Annotated in this window: 20 protein-coding genes; 3 read left to right on the top strand and 17 right to left on the bottom strand. The window is 42.0% G+C overall.

The genetic code is table 11. The features are described from left to right. Nucleotides 1-117: 117 nt before the first annotated feature. The 7 genes from MHN81_RS03565 to MHN81_RS03595 form a co-directional block, all read right to left on the bottom strand. The gene (locus MHN81_RS03565; RefSeq protein WP_023402237.1) at nucleotides 118-642 is read right to left on the bottom strand and encodes a rhomboid family intramembrane serine protease; all 525 of its coding nucleotides are present in this window, start codon (nucleotides 640-642) and stop codon (nucleotides 118-120) included. A gap of 187 nt (nucleotides 643-829) precedes the next feature. After that, nucleotides 830-1,156 (bottom strand): YbaB/EbfC family nucleoid-associated protein, encoded by a 327-nt coding sequence (locus tag MHN81_RS03570; RefSeq protein WP_010368987.1) that lies wholly within the window; start codon nucleotides 1,154-1,156, stop codon nucleotides 830-832. Nucleotides 1,157-1,215: 59 nt separating this feature from the next. Next, nucleotides 1,216-3,765 carry a DNA polymerase III subunit gamma/tau gene (gene dnaX, locus MHN81_RS03575; RefSeq protein ID WP_239425047.1) on the bottom strand — a complete coding sequence of 850 codons (2,550 nt, stop codon included), beginning with the start codon at nucleotides 3,763-3,765 and terminating at the stop codon, nucleotides 1,216-1,218. A 5-nt stretch (nucleotides 3,766-3,770) separates the two neighbouring features. Further along, on the bottom strand, nucleotides 3,771-4,316 hold the full coding sequence (gene apt / locus MHN81_RS03580) for an adenine phosphoribosyltransferase (protein WP_023402239.1): 546 nt from the start codon (nucleotides 4,314-4,316) through the stop codon (nucleotides 3,771-3,773). A 388-nt stretch (nucleotides 4,317-4,704) separates the two neighbouring features. After that, nucleotides 4,705-5,475 (bottom strand): putative DNA-binding domain-containing protein, encoded by a 771-nt coding sequence (locus MHN81_RS03585; protein WP_239425048.1) that lies wholly within the window; start codon nucleotides 5,473-5,475, stop codon nucleotides 4,705-4,707. Next, nucleotides 5,475-6,320, bottom strand: coding sequence for a DUF692 domain-containing protein (locus tag MHN81_RS03590; protein WP_343224723.1), 846 nt, complete (start codon nucleotides 6,318-6,320; stop codon nucleotides 5,475-5,477). The genes MHN81_RS03585 and MHN81_RS03590 overlap by 1 nt, the downstream gene beginning before the upstream one ends. Nucleotides 6,321-6,359: 39 nt before the next feature. After that, a complete protein-coding gene (locus tag MHN81_RS03595) occupies nucleotides 6,360-6,824 on the bottom strand; it encodes a hypothetical protein (protein ID WP_063383341.1) in 465 nt (154 codons plus the stop codon). A 194-nt stretch (nucleotides 6,825-7,018) separates the two neighbouring features. Here MHN81_RS03595 and MHN81_RS03600 point away from each other — a divergent pair, with 194 nt between their 5' ends. Beyond that, complete coding sequence (locus tag MHN81_RS03600) at nucleotides 7,019-7,999, top strand: tRNA-dihydrouridine synthase (RefSeq protein WP_239425049.1); 981 nt, start codon at nucleotides 7,019-7,021, stop codon at nucleotides 7,997-7,999. A 42-nt stretch (nucleotides 8,000-8,041) separates the two neighbouring features. Continuing rightward, nucleotides 8,042-8,407: a hypothetical protein gene (locus tag MHN81_RS03605; protein ID WP_023402246.1), complete on the top strand. Its 366-nt coding sequence runs from the start codon at nucleotides 8,042-8,044 to the stop codon at nucleotides 8,405-8,407. On the opposite strand, the gene MHN81_RS03610 is transcribed toward MHN81_RS03605, so the two are convergent. From MHN81_RS03610 to MHN81_RS03650, 9 genes are all read right to left on the bottom strand, one after another. Further along, nucleotides 8,394-9,416, bottom strand: a complete 1,023-nt coding sequence (locus tag MHN81_RS03610) for a hypothetical protein (protein ID WP_239425050.1) — start codon at nucleotides 9,414-9,416, stop codon at nucleotides 8,394-8,396. The genes MHN81_RS03605 and MHN81_RS03610 overlap by 14 nt on opposite strands. 183 nt (nucleotides 9,417-9,599) lie before the next feature. After that, the gene (locus tag MHN81_RS03615; protein WP_023402248.1) at nucleotides 9,600-10,862 is read right to left on the bottom strand and encodes a hypothetical protein; all 1,263 of its coding nucleotides are present in this window, start codon (nucleotides 10,860-10,862) and stop codon (nucleotides 9,600-9,602) included. 10 nt (nucleotides 10,863-10,872) lie between these two features. Continuing rightward, a complete protein-coding gene (locus MHN81_RS03620; RefSeq protein ID WP_023402249.1) occupies nucleotides 10,873-11,487 on the bottom strand; it encodes an energy transducer TonB in 615 nt (204 codons plus the stop codon). After that, complete coding sequence (locus MHN81_RS03625; RefSeq protein WP_023402250.1) at nucleotides 11,487-11,891, bottom strand: biopolymer transporter ExbD; 405 nt, start codon at nucleotides 11,889-11,891, stop codon at nucleotides 11,487-11,489. Before MHN81_RS03625 ends, MHN81_RS03620 begins: the two co-directional genes overlap by 1 nt. Nucleotides 11,892-11,905: 14 nt before the next feature. Beyond that, on the bottom strand, nucleotides 11,906-12,430 hold the full coding sequence (locus tag MHN81_RS03630) for a MotA/TolQ/ExbB proton channel family protein (RefSeq protein ID WP_023402251.1): 525 nt from the start codon (nucleotides 12,428-12,430) through the stop codon (nucleotides 11,906-11,908). Beyond that, nucleotides 12,430-13,794 carry a MotA/TolQ/ExbB proton channel family protein gene (locus MHN81_RS03635; RefSeq protein ID WP_023402252.1) on the bottom strand — a complete coding sequence of 455 codons (1,365 nt, stop codon included), beginning with the start codon at nucleotides 13,792-13,794 and terminating at the stop codon, nucleotides 12,430-12,432. The genes MHN81_RS03630 and MHN81_RS03635 overlap by 1 nt, the downstream gene beginning before the upstream one ends. Nucleotides 13,795-13,800: 6 nt before the next feature. Next, on the bottom strand, nucleotides 13,801-14,571 hold the full coding sequence (locus MHN81_RS03640) for a DUF3450 domain-containing protein (RefSeq protein ID WP_023402253.1): 771 nt from the start codon (nucleotides 14,569-14,571) through the stop codon (nucleotides 13,801-13,803). A gap of 379 nt (nucleotides 14,572-14,950) precedes the next feature. Further along, nucleotides 14,951-15,616: a CatA-like O-acetyltransferase gene (locus MHN81_RS03645; protein ID WP_023402254.1), complete on the bottom strand. Its 666-nt coding sequence runs from the start codon at nucleotides 15,614-15,616 to the stop codon at nucleotides 14,951-14,953. A 60-nt stretch (nucleotides 15,617-15,676) separates the two neighbouring features. Then, nucleotides 15,677-16,717 carry a Glu/Leu/Phe/Val dehydrogenase gene (locus MHN81_RS03650; RefSeq protein WP_023402255.1) on the bottom strand — a complete coding sequence of 347 codons (1,041 nt, stop codon included), beginning with the start codon at nucleotides 16,715-16,717 and terminating at the stop codon, nucleotides 15,677-15,679. Between the two features lie 421 nt (nucleotides 16,718-17,138). Between MHN81_RS03650 and MHN81_RS03655 the strand changes: the two genes are divergently transcribed. Continuing rightward, the gene (locus MHN81_RS03655; protein ID WP_023402256.1) at nucleotides 17,139-17,306 is read left to right on the top strand and encodes a hypothetical protein; all 168 of its coding nucleotides are present in this window, start codon (nucleotides 17,139-17,141) and stop codon (nucleotides 17,304-17,306) included. A 51-nt stretch (nucleotides 17,307-17,357) separates the two neighbouring features. Here the strand turns inward: MHN81_RS03655 and MHN81_RS03660 are convergent, their stop codons facing one another. Further along, nucleotides 17,358-18,884, bottom strand: a complete 1,527-nt coding sequence (locus tag MHN81_RS03660) for a fumarate hydratase (protein ID WP_239425051.1) — start codon at nucleotides 18,882-18,884, stop codon at nucleotides 17,358-17,360. Between the last annotated feature and the right edge of the window lie 134 nt (nucleotides 18,885-19,018).

Below are 19,018 nucleotides of genomic sequence, written 5' to 3' on the forward strand. Positions count from 1 at the left end.
GTGTGAAAACACCACTGACTTTTCTTAATAAAATGCGATGATAAGTGATCAAACGCCCGATTGAAAGACATCTAAATTACAACCTTGTCAATTTGTCCGAAAATTGTCGAACAGCGTTTAATTTTCGCTCTTAGCTGTTTTTTTCAGACTTTTTGACCTAATGGCATATGCCAATAGTAAACCACTTAAAAACCCAAATAGATGACTTTCTGTGCTAATATTTTCGGAGAAATTAAACAGAGTTCCAAGAAAATTAATATTTGCTAAGTACGTCAACACCGCGAGTACTATTAAACTGATAAAGCTTGCTACGTGACGTTGAAATACTGCGACGCCTGATAAGTAACCATAATACCCCATCACCACACCTGATGAGCCGATATGATTACCATCTCCTGCAAAAAGCCATACTAAGGCACCGGTCATAACTACAATAGCAACACTGACTCTTTTAAATTTTGCTTGTCTACTTGCAATGTAACCACAGATCCACAGGCCAATAAGGTTGCCACTCAGATGTGACCAAGAGCCATGAATAAATGGCGCTGTAACAATACCAATGAGATAGTTTTCTTCTCGCGCAATTATTCCCAGTCGCTCAATAGGTACGCCAATGAAACCAAGTAACATACACCCTATCATTATCAAGGATGCACCAATTATATATTTAAAGTCTGTAGGGAAAAGGATACTGGACCTACGCATATCTGTTTATCTAGAGTGATACGTAAATGAGAGGATAAAGCGGCCCATGTGAGTAGTTTCACCCGATTGCCGTTGAGCAATTTGGACCGCTACAAATAACTCGAATAAGTTACTAATATCTAATTTAGAACGGCATTTTGAAGCCTGGAGGCATTTGCATACCGCCGGTTACTTCTGACATACGCTTTTGCGTTTCTTCACCAACACGACGTACAGCATCATTTACTGCAGCCGCGAGTAAGTCTTCGATCATGTCTTTGTCATCTTCCATAAGACTCTCATCAATTTCTACACGACGGACATTGTGGCTACCAAGCATAGTTACTTTTACAAGGCCAGCACCTGCTTCACCTGTTACTTCTAAGCTTTTGATTTCTTCTTGGGCTTTTTCCATGCGCTCTTGCATTTGCTGAGCTTGCTTCATGATATTGCCCATTCCACCTTTAAACATAGTGTGCTCTCTTACTTCAATAATTTAATTGGCTAAAAGATAAGGGCTATTGTAACCAATTACAATGCCTTTACCGATTTTTCGTTGACCACTGCATCAAACTCAGCAACCATAGTTTGGATGATCGGGTCTGAATTGACAGCATCAACCGCTTCTAGGTAGCGCTGTTGATCTATTTCTTGTTGGATCAAAAATGGGGTTGCCTGTACCTTGTCGATAAATTCCATCCTCAATTCTACTGGCTCATTTAGTGCCAGAGAAAAAGACTGTTGCAACTTATCACGCAGCATAGGAGAGTCTAAATGCTGTTGACTTTGTTCCGCCTGCAATACACAAACGCCACCTTGTTTTTCATACATGGCATGCAAAGCAAACTGTCTCACTCGACCACTCAATGCCATTTTTTCAATCAAGTTTGCCCAATCATCCTTTTCATACGCAAATTTTAAACTGCTTATTGGGCTTGTAAAGTTTTCAGGAATAGGCATCTCAATGACATGTTCCTGCACGTCCTCTTTTGCTGGTTGAGGAGAGAGCTGCTCAAGCAACTCAGGTGCAAGCTTGCTCTCGTCCTTTTTAAATCTCTCCGTAATTTCAACTTTCTTTGGACGACTTGGCGGCTCGCTGCGGGGAACATTCGTTACCGCTGGCTGATGATTGCTATTTGATATGGCCTGAGATTGATCCACCCGGGCTCTCGATGTCGGCATATCATGATTTATATTGCCATCGATATTTGCAGGTGGCAATTGACCTTGAGTATCTCGATTGCTTGATTCAAGCTTTTTTGGCGTATCATTGCCTCCAAGCAATTTACCTGCACCAGAGATTTGTCTGTTCTGTAAAATTTTTGCGATAGCAGATTGTGCTTGTCCTTGCTTTTGCGCATACAGCTGTCCCGTAGGAGCATCATTGTGCACTGTATGCTGAGCTTCTGAATTATCACTAGAGTAACTCGACTGCTGAGAGTGCTCATTAAATCCCTGAGCAGCTGCTTGCGCCATAATGTCGTTGTACTGTTGCTCATACTCTGGCATAGCATCTTGTTGAGCACTTTGTATCGGCGATGCCGAGTCCAACTTCGCGGGCTCTGGCGTCATACCTGTTTGGCCCGCAGCTGTATGTACATGCCCTTGCTGAGGCTGAGGTTGTGCACTTTGAGGTGTCTGCATCTGTGCTGGCACAGCTTGCACCTGAGTCTGCTGCGGTGTATTCGATATTGGTGCTGTCTGAGTTGCTGGAGTCTGAGATGACTCCGCAGGCAAAGTCTGCTGTGTATTCGGTATTTGTGCCGTCTGAGCAGCTGTAGTCAGTGGTGGCTCTGCAGGCGATGGTTCCGCAGGTATAGTCTGCGGAGTATTGATTGGTGCAGATTGAGGCGGCTCCGCATTAGCTACTTTCGGCTCGATAACTGTTTTTTTTTGATTGTTATTTAGTATATCTCGCAAAGCACCTGCTTTAGATTTTTTTGCCACAGGTTGTCCTGTTGACGAAGCCTGTATTGTCGTATTTGATTGCGCAAAATCAGTACCTTCGAACGCAAGTAGCCTAAGCATAACCATTTCGAAACCAAGCTTTGCATCTGGCGCCCAATTTAAATCTTTTTTACCACTCAAAAGCAATTGATATAGCAACTGCGCTGTCTGCGTTGAGATTTGCTCTGCCAATGTTTTTACTTGCTGTTGGTCAAATTGACCGACATGAGCTGCTTGCGGAACCAACTGGGTAAGCTGGATCACGTGTAACAGAGCGATTAAATCATCTATCACACTGACAAAATTTCCGTTTTTAAGAGCAATATTGTCTATCTCTGCCATCAATGCATTGCCATCTTGACAAAGCACAGCACTCATTAACAACATAGCGTGAGCACTATCCATAAGCCCCAGCATTTGCTGAACCGCGTTAACAGTCAAATGACCATTTGTTTGCGCAATAGCTTGGTCAGTCAAACTTAATGCATCACGCATACTGCCATCAGCTGCTTTTGCTAAAATATGTAATGCCTCTTCTTCAAACTGAAAATTTTCTTGCGGCAATATTTTTGAGAGCTGCTCAACAATTTGGCCTTTAGCCATTGCATTTAAATTAAATTGCAAACACCGAGACAATATCGTAATCGGTAACTTTTGAGGATCTGTGGTAGCAAGCAAAAATTTGACATGTTCAGGTGGTTCTTCCAATGTCTTAAGCAAAGCATTAAAACTATGCTTTGACAGCATGTGAACTTCATCAATCAAATACACTTTATAACGCCCACGAGTCGGCGCGTATTGAACATTGTCTAAAATCTCTCTGGTATCTTCGACTTTTGTTCGTGAAGCCGCATCAATTTCAATCAAATCTATAAACTTGCCAGACTCAATTTCTTCACACGTCCCACATTGGCCACAAGGCGTGGAAGATATGCCTTGCTCACAATTCAAGCTTTTAGCAAAGATCCTAGCAATAGTCGTTTTGCCCACCCCCCGGGTGCCAGTAAATAAATAAGCATGGTGCAACCGCTGCTCATTCAAGGCATTAATCAATGCCTGCTTTACATGTTCTTGACCCATCATTTCATGGAATGATTGCGGCCGCCACTTTCTCGCTAAGACCTGATAGCTCATTAATATTACTCGCCGTCGAACTCTACTAATTTTAGAATATTAATACCTAATGCAGCAACACGTTCTTCACCGCCCAATTCTGGCAATGAAATAACAAACGCAGCATCGGTTGCAGAACCACCTAAGCGTGAAACTAACTTTGCTGTTGCTTCAATGGTGCCACCTGTAGCCAACAAGTCATCGACAAGTAATACCTTGTCACCTTGATCAATAGCATCTTTGTGCAGCTCTAATGTGTCTTCACCATATTCTAATTGATAAGATTGGCTGATAACCTCTCTTGGTAACTTCCCTGGTTTTCTGACAGGTATAAAAGGGATACCAAGTGCAAGTGCTAAGGGCGCACCAAAAATAAACCCGCGAGATTCTGTACCAATGATTTTATCAAACCCTTGACCTTTGTATGCGTCAATAAATGCATCCATTGTCGCTTGAAAGGCTTCTGGGTTGGCGAGTAAGGTTGTTACATCTCTAAACATAATACCTGCTTTTGGATAGTCAGGTACTGTCGCGATGCTATTTTTGATCAAAGACAAATTTTGTTGTGTCATAATCGTTCGTTTTTCAGATTTATTTTAGAAAGGAGATGATTATAACAAGAAAGGATCGAGTTTAAATGGGATTGGGTAAAAATCGAAGAAAAAACGCTAAAGGGCTCAATAAATGGGCCAATCTCGATGAAGAAGTGACCCACAAAATAAATTTTACCTCAACTGGGGGTATGATTTGGCCTTTAACTTCCTAAAGTCATCCAACCAAGGATCGCATTTAGACATCCAACAAAAACAAAGCAGACTAAAAAAACAAAAAAGTACTTAACATTAAATGGATCTTTACGTTCAGTTTCTGACATGAGAGTTACCTTTAAAAATATAGCCTTGACCCTATTAAAGGAAAAACAAGGAGTTAGCACGATTCGCGGCTATATCATAGTAGAACTTAGGCTTTCAATAAAGGTGAACTGTTTACTTTATCAACCACAATACCCAACTGTGTAAACTGCTGCAGTGTTTGCAATGCGCCTACTTCAAGTTGCTTAGCACTAAAGCCAGGTATTTGCTCAGACAATTGAGCACTAAGTTGGGATACCGATATGCCAGGGCTTAGTTCAATGCTAGCCAACAGCAGGCTTGTCATCGGGTTGAGGGCGATAAACCGCGTTTCTTCATCTGAGTCTCGATACACAACAAAACTAAAAGGCCCCCCCTGCGGTTTCGTTGGCTGGAAATCAGCTTGGATCTGATGCACAGGGTAAGTATATTGTACACATTGCGCGACGCTCGACAGATACAGCGGGGCCGACTCGTCAATATCGCCCTCAAAGAGATCATCATCTTGAGCGCGCTTCAATATTGAGACATTCAGTTCAACCCACTCATAATGGGCCAATTCGTACATAAAGGCTGGGTCAGTTTCGGTGGTGTTATACTCTTCGTCTAAATACCTTAAAAACTCCTGACTGATCTCCAAAAAGTATGGCGTTTCACATTTATGCTGCGCAAAAAACAGCCTAACCAGAGCCAACCAATCATCGCTATGGTATAAGCTTTTCAGAACTGGAAATGCTGAGGCAATAAACCCTTCAACATTATTGAAGAATAGCTCCCTGTAAACTTGCATTCTTCGCTCTTCGACATCAGACGGCTTTTCAAAATTTTGAGGGTCCTTAATATGCGCGACAAAATCAGCTTGCACTTGATGAAACGACATTAGGCAATTCCTCTTTGTTCATTCTGATGTAATAACTGCGCTTGATGAATTTGCTCAACCTCTGTCAGCAACTCATTCATTGGAGGAAGATTAAAATCCCGCTCAAGTAATGTTGGGAACACACCATGGATATTGTACGCTTTTTGCAGAAGCTGCCATACTGGGTCACACACTTCGGCTCCATGTGTATCAATTAGTAAGTCTTGCGCTTCAACATAGTGCCCTGCAATATGCCCATATGCGATGCGCTCGGACGGTAACGCAGCAAGAAAAGCTTCGGCATCGTAACCATGGTTAATAGAATTCACATAAATATTGTTTACATCTAAAAGTAAATCACAATCTGCCTCTTGCAAAACAGCAAGGGTAAAATCTATTTCGCTCATTTGTTGACCAGGAGCTGCGTAATAAGACACGTTTTCTACAGCTATTCGTCTCTCTAGGCGATTTTGCACTTCGGCGATCCGCTTAGCTGTATGTAACACTGCCTCTTCTGTAAATGGAATGGGCATCAAGTCATACATGTGCCCATTGCCCGAACAATAGCTGAGATGTTCGCTATAGCACTTGATATTATGCTGTTCAAAAAATACTTTAAGCTCAGCGATGAACTGAGTATCAAGTGCGTCACAGGAACCCAGTGATAACGATAGTCCATGACAGACAAAATTATGCTGCTCGGTTAAGCGAGCAAACTGAGCGGCAAACTTTCCGCCTAGTGTCATCCAGTTTTCTGGAGCAACTTCATAAAAATCTATAGTCTTTGGGGGGGCGCCAAGTAAATCATCGAGCATTTCTCTACGTAGCCCCAGCCCAACATTGCCAAAAGTGTCTTTCGTTATCACGCTGTCAGTTCCTATCTCTGCAAGGTAGCCAAACCTAGTTTAGTGGCTACCACCACATTTACCTTCGCCGCATTTGCCTTCTTTATTTTTTGTGCTGCCGCCACATTTACCTTCGCCGCACTTGCCTTCTTTACTTTTTGCGCCGCCACACTTACCTTCGCCGCACTTACCTTCTTTACTTTTTGCGCCGCCACACTTACCTTCGCCGCACTTGCCTTCTTTGCTTTTTGCATCGCCGCCACATTTACCTTCGCCGCACTTGCCTTCTTTACTTTTTGCATCGCCGCCACATTTACCTTCGCCGCACTTGCCTTCTTTGCTTTTTGCATCGCCGCCACATTTGCCTTCTCCGCACTTACCTTCGCTTGCATCTAATTGATAGCCAGCGGTTAATACTTCGTACGAAAATGGGTTTGCATTTGCTTCACCTGAAGCAAGTGCTGCAGTGCTCGCAACTGCGGCAGTTAATGTTAAGGCTAAAGAATTTTTCTTTACTGTATTCATCGTTATTTCTCTCAATCATTAATTCGGGTTCGTTTAATAGACCCTATTACCTAAAAACTAATTTCAAAGTTTTTCTATTTTGAGTGTAGAGCCACACAAATGGGCAGTTGTGTATGAGGAACAGATAAGATTTATATTAATAATTCGCTCCATCTCATATAGAATAGCGCGAATTTTATTTTGGTGCAGTACTGATGAAACTTATATTGGCCCCAATGGAGGGCGTTGTCGACTTTAAAATGCGTGAATTACTGACAGATCTCGGTGGGTTTGACCTTTGCGTCACCGAATTTGTGCGAGTTGTTGACTTAACATTGCCAAGAAGAGTATTCGTGCGCTACTGCCCAGAATTACTGAATGGCGGTTTAACCCGAGCAGGAACACCTGTTAGGATCCAATTGTTAGGGCAAGTACCCCACGTACTCGCAGCCAATGCGCGCAAAGCCGTCAAACTGGGTTCTCACGGTATTGACCTTAATTTTGGCTGTCCAGCAAAAACCGTCAATAAAAGTAAAGGCGGCGCCGTTTTACTCAAAGAGCCAGAACAAATCTACCAAATCATTAAGGCTGTTAGGGAAGCGGTCCCCGAAGAGCACGTTGTCAGCGCTAAAATTAGACTAGGCTTTGATGATGACGCCAACAGTAGCGAAATTGTAGATGCAGTGCAAAGCGCAGGGGCATCAAGTTTAGCTATCCACGCAAGAACGAAACGCGATGGCTATAAACCCCCGGCATATTGGGAGAAGATCCCTCCATTGCTCAAACGACTCTCCATACCCGTTGTTGCCAATGGTGAAATATGGCAAGTTGAAGATGCACTAAGATGCCAGCAGCAAAGTCAATGCGAAGACCTCATGCTTGGTCGAGGCGCACTTGCAACGCCGGACTTAGCAGCAAAAATCAAGGCACATGCTAGTAATAAAATATACCAGCCCTTGAGCTGGCAAGAAGTTGTATACCACATTCTCAACTCATCAATGCATCAGGACGAGAATGTCAGCGAAAAGTATTTTTCTGCGCGAACCAAACAATGGCTAGGGTACTTAAAGTTACAATATCCTGAAGCACATGGTTTATTTGAAGAAATAAAACGTTTAAAAACAAAATTAGATGTCGTTACCGTGCTTGAGAAATACGCAAAATCTCCGTCACTTGATTCAAATCATAACATCTAACTGATTGCATTAGATAATGGGCATTCAGAGGAGAACCTGCCCATGAATGAAAATCTACTAAAGCAATGCCAAGTAAAATTACGGAACGAGCTTGTTCAGACTAGAACAAGCTTTATCCAAGACTTAAAAACCAACACTAATCCTGTGATTCTAGAACTCGCGGAAGTACTAGAAAGTACGTCACCGACAGACTGGATAGATAGTATCAATGAGAAAATTTGCCCAAGTCAGTTCCCTAGCTACCAGCGACTTGTGCAAATTGAAGCAGCATTGTGTCAAATCGACATCGGTCAATTTGGCTTTTGTTGTGATTGCGAACAAGAAATCGAAGAAGCCCTTTTAGAACAAGACCCAGCCACCCAAAGATGCAGCCAATGCAGCCCAGCAAAAGTTCTTACAGACGCTTGAAATGAGGTAAATAGACCAGTGTTGTAGCTGGGAAAAATACAATATTTTTTAGTAACGCATAGGCTTGCGCTTCGTCTATCACTAAACGTGATTGTAACCTATGCATTGCTTGCTGTTGAGACCAAGCAAACATATGTACACCAATGTCTACCTCTGCGAGAGTCGCTGCAACAGATAGTTGCTCTTTACTTAGTACAGTTCCACACTCTAACACCGTTTTGCGGATATTGATAAACAGATCACGCCAGTTCATACCTGCAACAGGCTCGCATTTATCGCCCAACAGGTTCAATGCCATAGGCTGGGATATCAACTCTTCATTAGCTTGCCAATTAAGCCGAATTGGCTCAGACACTTTCTGCGTTGTCTGACTCAACATATCAGCAAGTTCGTAGGGCGCATAGACACCATCGGTATAGTAGTTGATTTTGCTTTGATACCACTCTTTTCCGTTGGGATGTTGATATAAACCGATCCCTGAGCGAGTATTGTACGTGTGTAAATAGTGCGCTAATTCGCGAGCCGCTTTACTGTTGTAAGATGTGGACTCCAGATAGGATAAGATCTGTGCCTTTTCAATACGAGATAACAAAATCTTACTTTCTCTGCCCGTTTGCAGTGTTAATTTTGCCAGAGATAGCCAAGCATCTATTTCTTGTTGGGAAAAGTGTTTGACCGCCGACTCTAGCACATTGATTTGGGCAGGCCATATCAGAAACCGCTCTGGATATCGCTGCTGAATTTTAAGGTAGGCGTAAGTGTGTTTATTCTCTCGGCTAAGCTCTGTATAGTCGAGGTTCTCAAGTAATGCATGACGACGAGATAAGTAAGCATCATCAAAAGGCATAACCTTTTCAACATCTGTATTGGGGCTACCGGCAGAAAACCAGTTTAAAGCGCGGATCTGCTGATCAAATTGCGCTAGATTGATAGTTTCTTTAGGGTTGCTACAAGCACCTAAACACATCGTTAAACACAACACAGTTACTATACTAAAATTTCTCAACATCAAATCTCCACTTCGTAAGTATTACATCAGTGCCCTATTACCATATGGCGTGAGTAATTATTTAAAGAGATCACTTTCACAAAGGAATGCATGGCATAGTTTACGCAAACTTTTCGACATGAATATGTTTTGAATCAAACTTTAGTAACAAGCAATAAAAAAGCCCCTGTCGGGGCTTTTAAATTAAAGACTGATGCCTTTACGCTGTGCTTTTTCTTTAATGAATGCAGCCCAGCTGCGAGCAAACCTGCGAGTTTGAGGATCTTTTTGAGCCTCAATAATTGCACGGTATGCTTGCTTGTACTTCTCTTGATAAAGATAAGCTTCGGCTAAATCAGAGTAGATAGTACCCTTCTTCTTCGAGCCAAGATCAAGTGCTTTGTTTAAACGAACAACAGCCGCTGCATACTGAAGGTCTTGTAGCAATAAGCTACCAGCCTTTCTGTACATCTCTGGGTCGTTATCAAACTTTGCTGCTTCTTCGTAGTACTTTGCTGCTTTGTCAATGTTCTTCGCTTGGTGGAAGTAACTTGCCGTCGCAGTCACATTTTGCTTTGTACGCTCAATGTGCTTGTCTTTGATCGCCTTTTCAAACGTAGCAGCCGCTTTATAAGGGATCTCATTCAATGAGTAGTAACTACCAAGGATCTTGTAGTGGTTCTCTTTCTCAAAATAGCCCTTATCATATGCAATTTCCATCACAGTTTGACCTTTACGGTACTGTTCTGTTTGCATATAGAATGAACCAAGTTGAGTCCAAACCTGCTTATCTTCCGGGAAGATTTTAACAAGCGTTTCAGCAACACTAACAGCGTTCTTATACTGCTTCAGTTCAAAGTATGAACCGATTTTTAGCATGTAGTAAGACTTGTTAGGCTCTTCTTTATTTAGAGCAATCGCTTGGTCAGCAGGCTCAATCACATCAGCAAACTTTTTAAGCTCATAGTTTGCTTGAGCAATACGACCATAAACTTTAGGGTCTTGTTCACCCGTAAAGTCCATCCAGTCGTAATAGGCCTTTTTAGCACCTTCATACTGCTCAGTACCAATTAATAGGTCACCGAGTAACTTCATAAGATCAGCATGATCTTTAAAGTTAAGTACGTCAGGCGCTACTGCTTGACGAATATACTTGATAGCCGTTTTATACTCTTCTTTTTGAGCATAAAGGTTACCTAAGTAACGATTTACCGTAGCCTTATCAAAATCGTCAGATGCATCGATATCAAGAAGTAAAGTGATGGCTTCATCAACTTTGTCTTCGTTGTAAAGGTCGAAAGCTTTAATGACCTTTTTACCAACACGCTCACCCATAACTTTAGTCTTAGCATTTTTGCGCGCTTCGATCTTTGCCGGATCTGGCGCTGCAAACGCAGCGGTGCTAAGTGCACCGCCCGCTAGAGACATCATCAGAGCAAGAGCTGTTGCTTTTGACATTTGCTTCATATCTTACTCCTTAGTCCTGGTTAAGGTTGAAATCTAGTTGAACCTGAATACCAAATTGTTTCTGAGGTTTACCATCAACAATCTTTGGTCTGTACTTCCACTTACGAAGTGCACGTTGCGCTTCACGGTTGAAGATACGCTTAGGTTCAGCTGCAATAATTTTAATATCTTCTACGCCACCCAGCTCATTGATAGTAAATTCAAGCTGTACCCAGCCTTCTTTACCATCACGCGCTGCTTGCGGTGGGTATTTAGGTTCAATACGAACGATAGGTGTTGCTTCACCATCACGACCGAAATCACCCGGGCCACTCAGACCACCTGCCGTACCACCAATACTGATGCTAGGCATGTTAAAACCAATTGCACCAGCAGCAGGGTTTGAAGTCTCTGGCTGTGGCGGCTGCGGTTTAGGCGGCTGCTTAGGCGGTGGAGGAGGTGGAGGCGGCACACGCTTCCTCTCCTGCACATCTGATTCAGGCGGATTCGACATAATCTCGACTATGATCTCTTCTTTTTGGTTGTCTGCCCTCTCAGCTCCACCGGAGATGAGGTAAGACATAAAGAAGAATAAGCCGAAAGTTACTGCCCCACCTGCGAGAAGTGAAAACAGAAATCGAATCATTACTTAGCTCCAGCTATTGAAATCTTCAGTCCATCATCAGTTGCCTTGATCTGGTCCATTACCTTCACAACAACACCGTGCTTAGCGCCTTTATCCGCTTGGATAATGACAGTCTCAGTTTGTTGTTCAGCCAATAGGTTCTCAAGGTTAGCGCTTACACGCTCAACATCGACTTGACGCTTGTCCATCCAAATCTCACCGTTTTCACGGATAGCGATGAAGATGTTTGCATTTTTCTTAGTTTGAGCCTGTGCAGCTTTTGGCTTTTTAACTTCAATGCCTGCCTCTTTAACAAAAGAGGTAGTTACGATGAAGAAGATCAACATGATGAATACGATGTCAAGCATCGGCGTCATATCTACTGCTGCTTCTTCTTCTTCACGAAAACGCTGTTTACGTGCCATATTTATATCTCTCTCTAGTGATGTGGCAAGCTATCGATAAGTTTTTCTTTAGCCATTTTTGCTCTCGCTTCTAGGCGAGTGCTAAAGAATACACCAGATAGTGCCGCAACCATTCCAGCCATTGTTGGTATCGTTGCCATTGAAATGCCTGACGCCATCAAACGCGGGTTACCAGTACCTTGTGTAGCCATGGTTTCGAATACCGAAATCATACCTGTAACTGTACCTAGTAGACCGATTAATGGACACATTGCAACCAATGTTTTGATAATCAACATACGCTCATCTAATTTTTCAGACGCTTCAGAAACCCATGCTTCACGGATTCTGTGTGCGTACCAAGATGTAGTATCTTGGCGGGCATCCCATTTAGCTACAATCCCCTTATGCATTCTAGGGAATTCAACTAATAGGAACCAATAGCGCTCAATCATTAATACCCACATAAGAAAGAGTGCCATCGCGACAACGAACAGTACGTCGCCGCCTGTAGCAACAAAATCCCTGATAGATTCCCACGTCTCCACCAGGACTAGCATTATGCTTTCTCCTTCTCCGCGTGCGCAGCAACGATACCCGCGCTTTGCTCGTCAAGAACGTGTAGGATTGATTTACTACGACCAGCTACAATAGCGTGAAGTAGGATTAGTGGTAGCGCAGCAATTAGACCAAGAGCTGTTGTAACAAGTGCTAGAGAGATGTTACCTGCCATGATCTTCGGATCACCAGTACCGAATAGAGTAATTGATTCGAACGTTAAGATCATACCAACAACCGTACCTAGTAGACCTAGTAGCGGTGCGATAGCAGCAAGGATCTTGATGATGTTGATACCAGCTTCGATGCGAGGCGTTTCACGTAGAATTGCTTCGTCAAGTTTAAGCTCAAGGTTTTCAACGTCTTGGTTCTTGTTGTCATGGTAAACTTTCAAGATACGACCAAGAGGGTTGTTGTCACTTGGGTTGTTCGCATTCTTGATTTGCGATTTGATTTTCGCACCAACAAGCATAAGGTCAACAAAACGTACAAGTGCGATTAGTGCACCTAGTGCTAACAATGCAGTGATGATGTAACCAACCGTGTCACCTTGGTGCCAACGCTCTTCTGGTGTTGCTTTCTGCGTGTTTAGACGAAGAATTGCGCCACGAGTTGGGTCAACAACGAAAGGTACATAGCTGCTTGCAGGCGTGTTAAGAAGATCGCCAATTGTAGCAACAACGTTTGATGCAGGCTGCTTACCTAGAGGAACGATTGATTTGTTCTCTGCATCGTAAACAACGTAACCATCTTGTGTGATTAGGTTGAAGTTACCGATACGAGTAACAGGCTTAACATTGATGTCACCGCTTAGTTCAGCTACTTCAGCTTCGAAAGTAGATGTTTTAGCAGATTCAGTCATTTCAGTTTGGAAAGCAATCCAAAGCTCTTCTAATTCACGTGTAGTTGGAAGCTCTTTAGCTGCTGCTAGAGAACGAAGAACTTCTGCACGTCCTGGCTTTTCAGCACTTACGATTGACGCTTCGATTGAACCGATAGCATCTGCCGCTGAACGACGTACCACACCGAACATCTCACCAAGAGTACCCTGTGCGTTTACTAGCTCAGTTTCTTTCTCAGAAAGTGTTACTTCGTTTTGCTTGAATTGCTTGTTAAGACGCTCACCACGTGCTTTTTCAGCAGCAAGGTCACGCTTAGCTTTGTTTAATAGCGCTTGCTTGTCAGCGCGATCAGACAAGAATTCTTGCTCACGAGCTTTGTTAATTTTACCTTCAGAGATACGGTTCTGTTTAACTTGCTCAAGGATCTTGTCTAGTGCTTCAGTGTTTGCATGTGCATTCAACGCGGCACCAGCAGAAACTGTTAATGCTGCAGCAACTGCAAAACCTTTAAATAGCTTCTTCATGTTTTATTACTCCGCGCCGAAAATAGGAAGTTTAACTAGTTCAGGGGCAGCCTGACCACGTGCGATACGGATCATGTCTTTGATAGGCTTAAGGTATTCTTCACCTAGTGATTGCCACTGCTTTGCACTGTTGTCCCAAACCCATGCATTCTTTTGATCGAATGACTGAGCAACATATGCAATACGACCTAGACGTGCGAAGTCAACGTTGATATTTTTACCGTCGATTTCCAGTGAACCTTGAGAAGCTGTCATTGCAGTACCGTAAGCAGTTTCAACTGTGTATGCTTCAAGTACCTGACGATATTTCTCAGAAGTGGTTACTTTTGCGTTAGATAGTGTTTCACGTAGTCTTTCAACACGCTCTAAACGCTTTTCTGTATCAAACGGGACGTCCGCTTTGATGAATTGCTCGAGTGTATCAATCATGCGATACATCAAAGGCACAACGTCTTGCTTAGTTTTATCAACTGTTGCGATCTGACGCTCTAGAGACTCAATATTTGCATTTTGGTCCGCTACCAAACGTGCAACGTGGTCGTTGTATACTTTTAGAAGCTCTGTTTCATCTACAGTAGTACGATATTCAGCAATCATATCGATAGACTGACCGTAAATTTTATCAACTTTTTCTTGAGACTTTTGAGCAGCCTTTTGAGTTTGCTGACCTACTTTCTGTATGTCATTCAAAGGATCTGCCATCACATTGCTGCTTGCAAATGCTGCCGCGCCAAATAACGCTGAAGCTACAAGACTCTTTCTGATTTTAACAGACATAGTTCCCAACCAATTAAGTAATGTTACTTTTATAATTTTTGCACTCAACTAAAGAAGAGTACCCCGGATACCTTTTTAGAAGTATCAACCGTGCAATAATGCTAAATGCATTTGCCCATGTCAACTTCATGTTTAAAACTAATTTTGTGATAGTACTTCTAATAACTTGAAATAAAACATTGCATTAACAACAAAACAAAGAAAAAAAACTTAAATCACTTACTTTTCATACACAAAGCAACTTAATTAACAATTTATTACAGTTAAAAATTAACCAAGTCTTATTTCCATCTACATTTAAAATCATCGGTTTGGCTTTATTTTTCATTGCGTTAGAATATTTTCGCAGGAAAAAAGAATTGCATATAACACAATATTATCAGCCCCCAAAATTTTTTTTACTTTGTAAATATTCACATAACGCAATGATCTGACGACGGAATTCATCTAAAAACAGTGATAAATGATACCCGTCCACCAATCCATGATGTACCTCTATTGATACAGACAAGCTATTTTTCTCTTTGTTAAATTTACCAAAAACAACTTTAGGGATGCCTAAATTATCCCCATTATGACGAGCATGCTTGAATCCATATACCTCAAACCAAGGTAATATAGAAACATAAACTCGATCGACAGCATCACTTTGAGAGATAAATTCTTCATTTAGTAATCGCTGTTTTAGCCCTCGCTGCTTATTAGCTTGGTTCTTTGTGACAAATTCATCAATTGAATCGCAGTTTTCTAACAAAATAAATCTGAAAGTTTTGTTCTCAGCTAAGAATGTACTACTAATTGCTACGTCATCAACTTCTACAGGTGCGTTGTCCACAATTCGCAAACGCATAAAATCACATACTCTCAGTGCTTGTGTTAAGCAGTATAGATAACAATCGGAAAAAGGCAGCTTTGCCTCCTGTGCATCTGCATATAAAGAATGAGTATCAAGTGAAGTGACAATATTGAAGTTTGGGTCATCGAACTGCTGATAAAACTGAAAATGCTCAGCTCGTTCCCAAGTAGTTAGATTTATTTTTTTCATAAATACAGCAACAAAAAAAGGGCGATAATCGCCCTCTATTATAGCTGCAATACTAATCTATCACAGTCCATTTTCAATGATTTCTAATGCAAGCTCATCCGCAATAACATGGGTAGATTTTTGTTCATCATCAGAACGCTTGAATATTTCCGCCAGCGTATCGAAAATGCCTTCAACATGCTTTGTTGCTAGTGCTTCATCATAACCTTCTGGTTTTGTCTCGTAATAAACATTAATGATGCCACCCGCGTTGATAACGTAATCAGGCGCATAAAGAACACCTTTTTCACGCAGCACATCACCATGTCTCGGTTCCGCTAATTGGTTGTTAGCACAGCCAGCAATGATTGAGGCTTTGATACGAGGGATTGTTTCATCATTTACAGTCGCCCCTAAAGCGCAAGGCGCATAGACATCTACGTCTAGGTCGTAGATTTCGTCAATTGACACAGCGGTTGCGTTAAAATCGTTCACTACGCGCGCTACAGATGCTTCATTGATGTCTGTTACAAAAAGCTGTGCACCAGCTTCGTGTAAGTACTTACATAAACTATACGCAACAGCACCTAAGCCTTGAACAGCGACTTTTACACCGGATAGGTCCTGATGACCATGCTTGTGTTGATAAGCTGCTTTGATACCCAAAAACGTACCTAGCGCGGTAAATGGTGAAGGATTACCACTTTTCCCTTCAAGACCAAGTACATAATTGGTTTCTTTATGCATCATCATCACATCACCCGTTGTGATGTTTACATCTTCTGCAGAATAATAACTACCACCTAGTCTTTCTAAGTGTTTTCCAAATGCTCTGAATAATGCTTCAGATTTGACTGTTTTTGCATCGCCAATGATCACCGACTTGCCGCCTCCGAACGGAAGACGTGCCACAGCATTTTTATATGTCATGCCTTTTGAAAGACGTAAAACATCGTAAACTGCATCTTGGTCTTCTGCATAATCCCATAGGCGACAACCACCTACAGCTGGACCCAATTTAGTATTATGTACTGCGATAATCGCTTTTAAACCCGATTTTTCATCAGAACAAAACACAACTTGTTCATGGTTATCAAATTCAACTTGGTTAAATACAGCCACTTTGATTATTCTCCGATTATTGTCTGACCCTGTCAGATAGCGCTGAAATTGGCCTGACTCTACCATTAACCCATTAGTCAATCCAGCAAATGAGATGATCTAAGCCGAACACCTCACCATCTCACATAAACAATCCAACATAAACAGCCAAATGGAAGGTTTAATCCAATATAGATTAACTTATGAACATATTTAATTATAAATACCTTTTTAACTCACGCTTTCTGTTTACGTAAACGTAAACAAAGCATCCCTTGTAAGTATAAATTTACACGCCAAATATGCTTCAATTTTACTCAGTATTTTAAACTATTAAATGTTTCATATGTAACCTGTTGACTCATCACGCGTTGTATATAATATACAAAATACCATATCGGCAAATTTAATAATAAAATTAAAAGTTCAAAAGGATATTTAAGTGAAAGTTAAATTAGTAAAAAAAGAACTTAAGACACTCTCGGATAATAATGTCAGACTAGATAAAACCATGTTTGTTGCAGGCGGGACTGGTGGTCCTCCGGGGATCCCTGGGATTACAGGTACTCCTCGATGTGCAAAAATAACTCCAGGTAGTCAAATGTGCTAATAACAGTAGCATCGGCAGGCTGAGATTAGAACAGCCTGCCCTTTGCAGTAATTAGCTTAATTTACTATCAAGCTCTTCAATTTTTGCTTTCCAGATAGCAGGCCCTTGAGTATGTGCATTTGCACCTTCACTATCTACAGCTACTGTTACAGGCATATCTTCCACTTCAAATTCATAAATTGCTTCCATACCTAAATCTTCAAAAGCAACAACGCGAGATTTCTTAATCGCTTTCGCAACTAAATAAGCAGCACCACCTACGGCCATCAAGTATACAGCCTTGTTTTGCTTGATAGACTCTACAGTTGCAGGGCCACGCTCTGCTTTGCCTATCATTCCAACAAGACCTGTCTTCTCTAACATTAAGTCAGTGAACTTATCCATACGCGTAGAAGTTGTCGGGCCAGCAGGACCTACGACCTCATCACCCACTGCATCAACAGGGCCAACGTAATAAATAAACTTATTGGTAAAGTCCACACCTTCCGGTAAGCCTTCTCCTGAATTAATCATCTCTTGCAGTCGTTTGTGCGCGGCGTCTCGACCTGTCAAGATTTTACCGGATAACAATACAGTTTCACCCATCTTCCAATCTTGGATGTCTTCTTTAGTCAATGTGTCTAAGTTTACGCGACGCGTATCTTCACCCACTTCCCATGTTACTTCTGGCCAATCTTCTAATTTTGGCGCTTTAAGATCTGCAGGACCAGACCCATCAAGCGTGAAATGTACGTGACGAGTAGCCGCACAGTTTGGGATCATAACTACAGGTTTTGATGCTGCATGAGTCGGTGCTGTTTTGATCTTTACATCAACAACCGTCGTCAAGCCACCAAGACCTTGAGCACCAATACCTAGCTTATTCGCTCTTTCAAAGATTTCTAAACGTAGCTTTTCTTCCGCTGTCTCAGCACCACGCTCTTGTAAATCATGAATATCAACAGGATCCATTAGCGATTCTTTCGCCAATACAGCCGCTTTTTCTGCTGTTCCGCCAATACCAATACCAATCATGCCAGGTGGACACCAGCCCGCCCCCATCGTTGGTAACGTTTTTTCAACCCAAGCTGCTACATCATCCGACGGGTTTAACATCGCCATTTTAGTTTTATTTTCAGAACCACCGCCTTTAGCTGCGATCATCACTTCAACCTCAGCACCAGGGACTAAATCCACATGTACCACTGATGGCGTATTGTCTTTTGTATTTTTACGGCTGCCAGCAGGATCTGCAACGATTGAAGCACGCAATGGATTGTCTGGGTTTGTATATGCGCGACGTGTGCCTTCATCAACCATCTGTTGTACAGTTAAATCCGTTTTGTCCCATTTTACGTCCATGCCCACTTTTACAAAGCAGGTAACAATACCTGTATCTTGGCAAAGTGGACGCTTGCCTTCGGCTGACATCCGCGAGTTGATCAGGATTTGTGCAATTGCATCTTTAGCTGCTTTGCTTTGCTCATTGTTGTAAGCTTTTTCTAATGCTTGCACAAAATCAAGAGGATGGTAAAAAGAGATATATTGTAATGCATCTTCAATGCTATCAATAAAATCTTGCTGACGGATAATGCTCATGACGGTTCCTTTATTAGCCACTTAATCTAACTAAATGGCATGTTCTTGATAAGTAGTAATATGCTAACGAATAACCAGTAACACTGCGAGTAAGTCACAAAATATATGGGTGCCCCTATTATGCTCAACTAAAC

This window comes from Pseudoalteromonas sp. Of7M-16 (assembly GCF_022347805.1).
Classification (GTDB): domain Bacteria; phylum Pseudomonadota; class Gammaproteobacteria; order Enterobacterales; family Alteromonadaceae; genus Pseudoalteromonas; species Pseudoalteromonas luteoviolacea_F.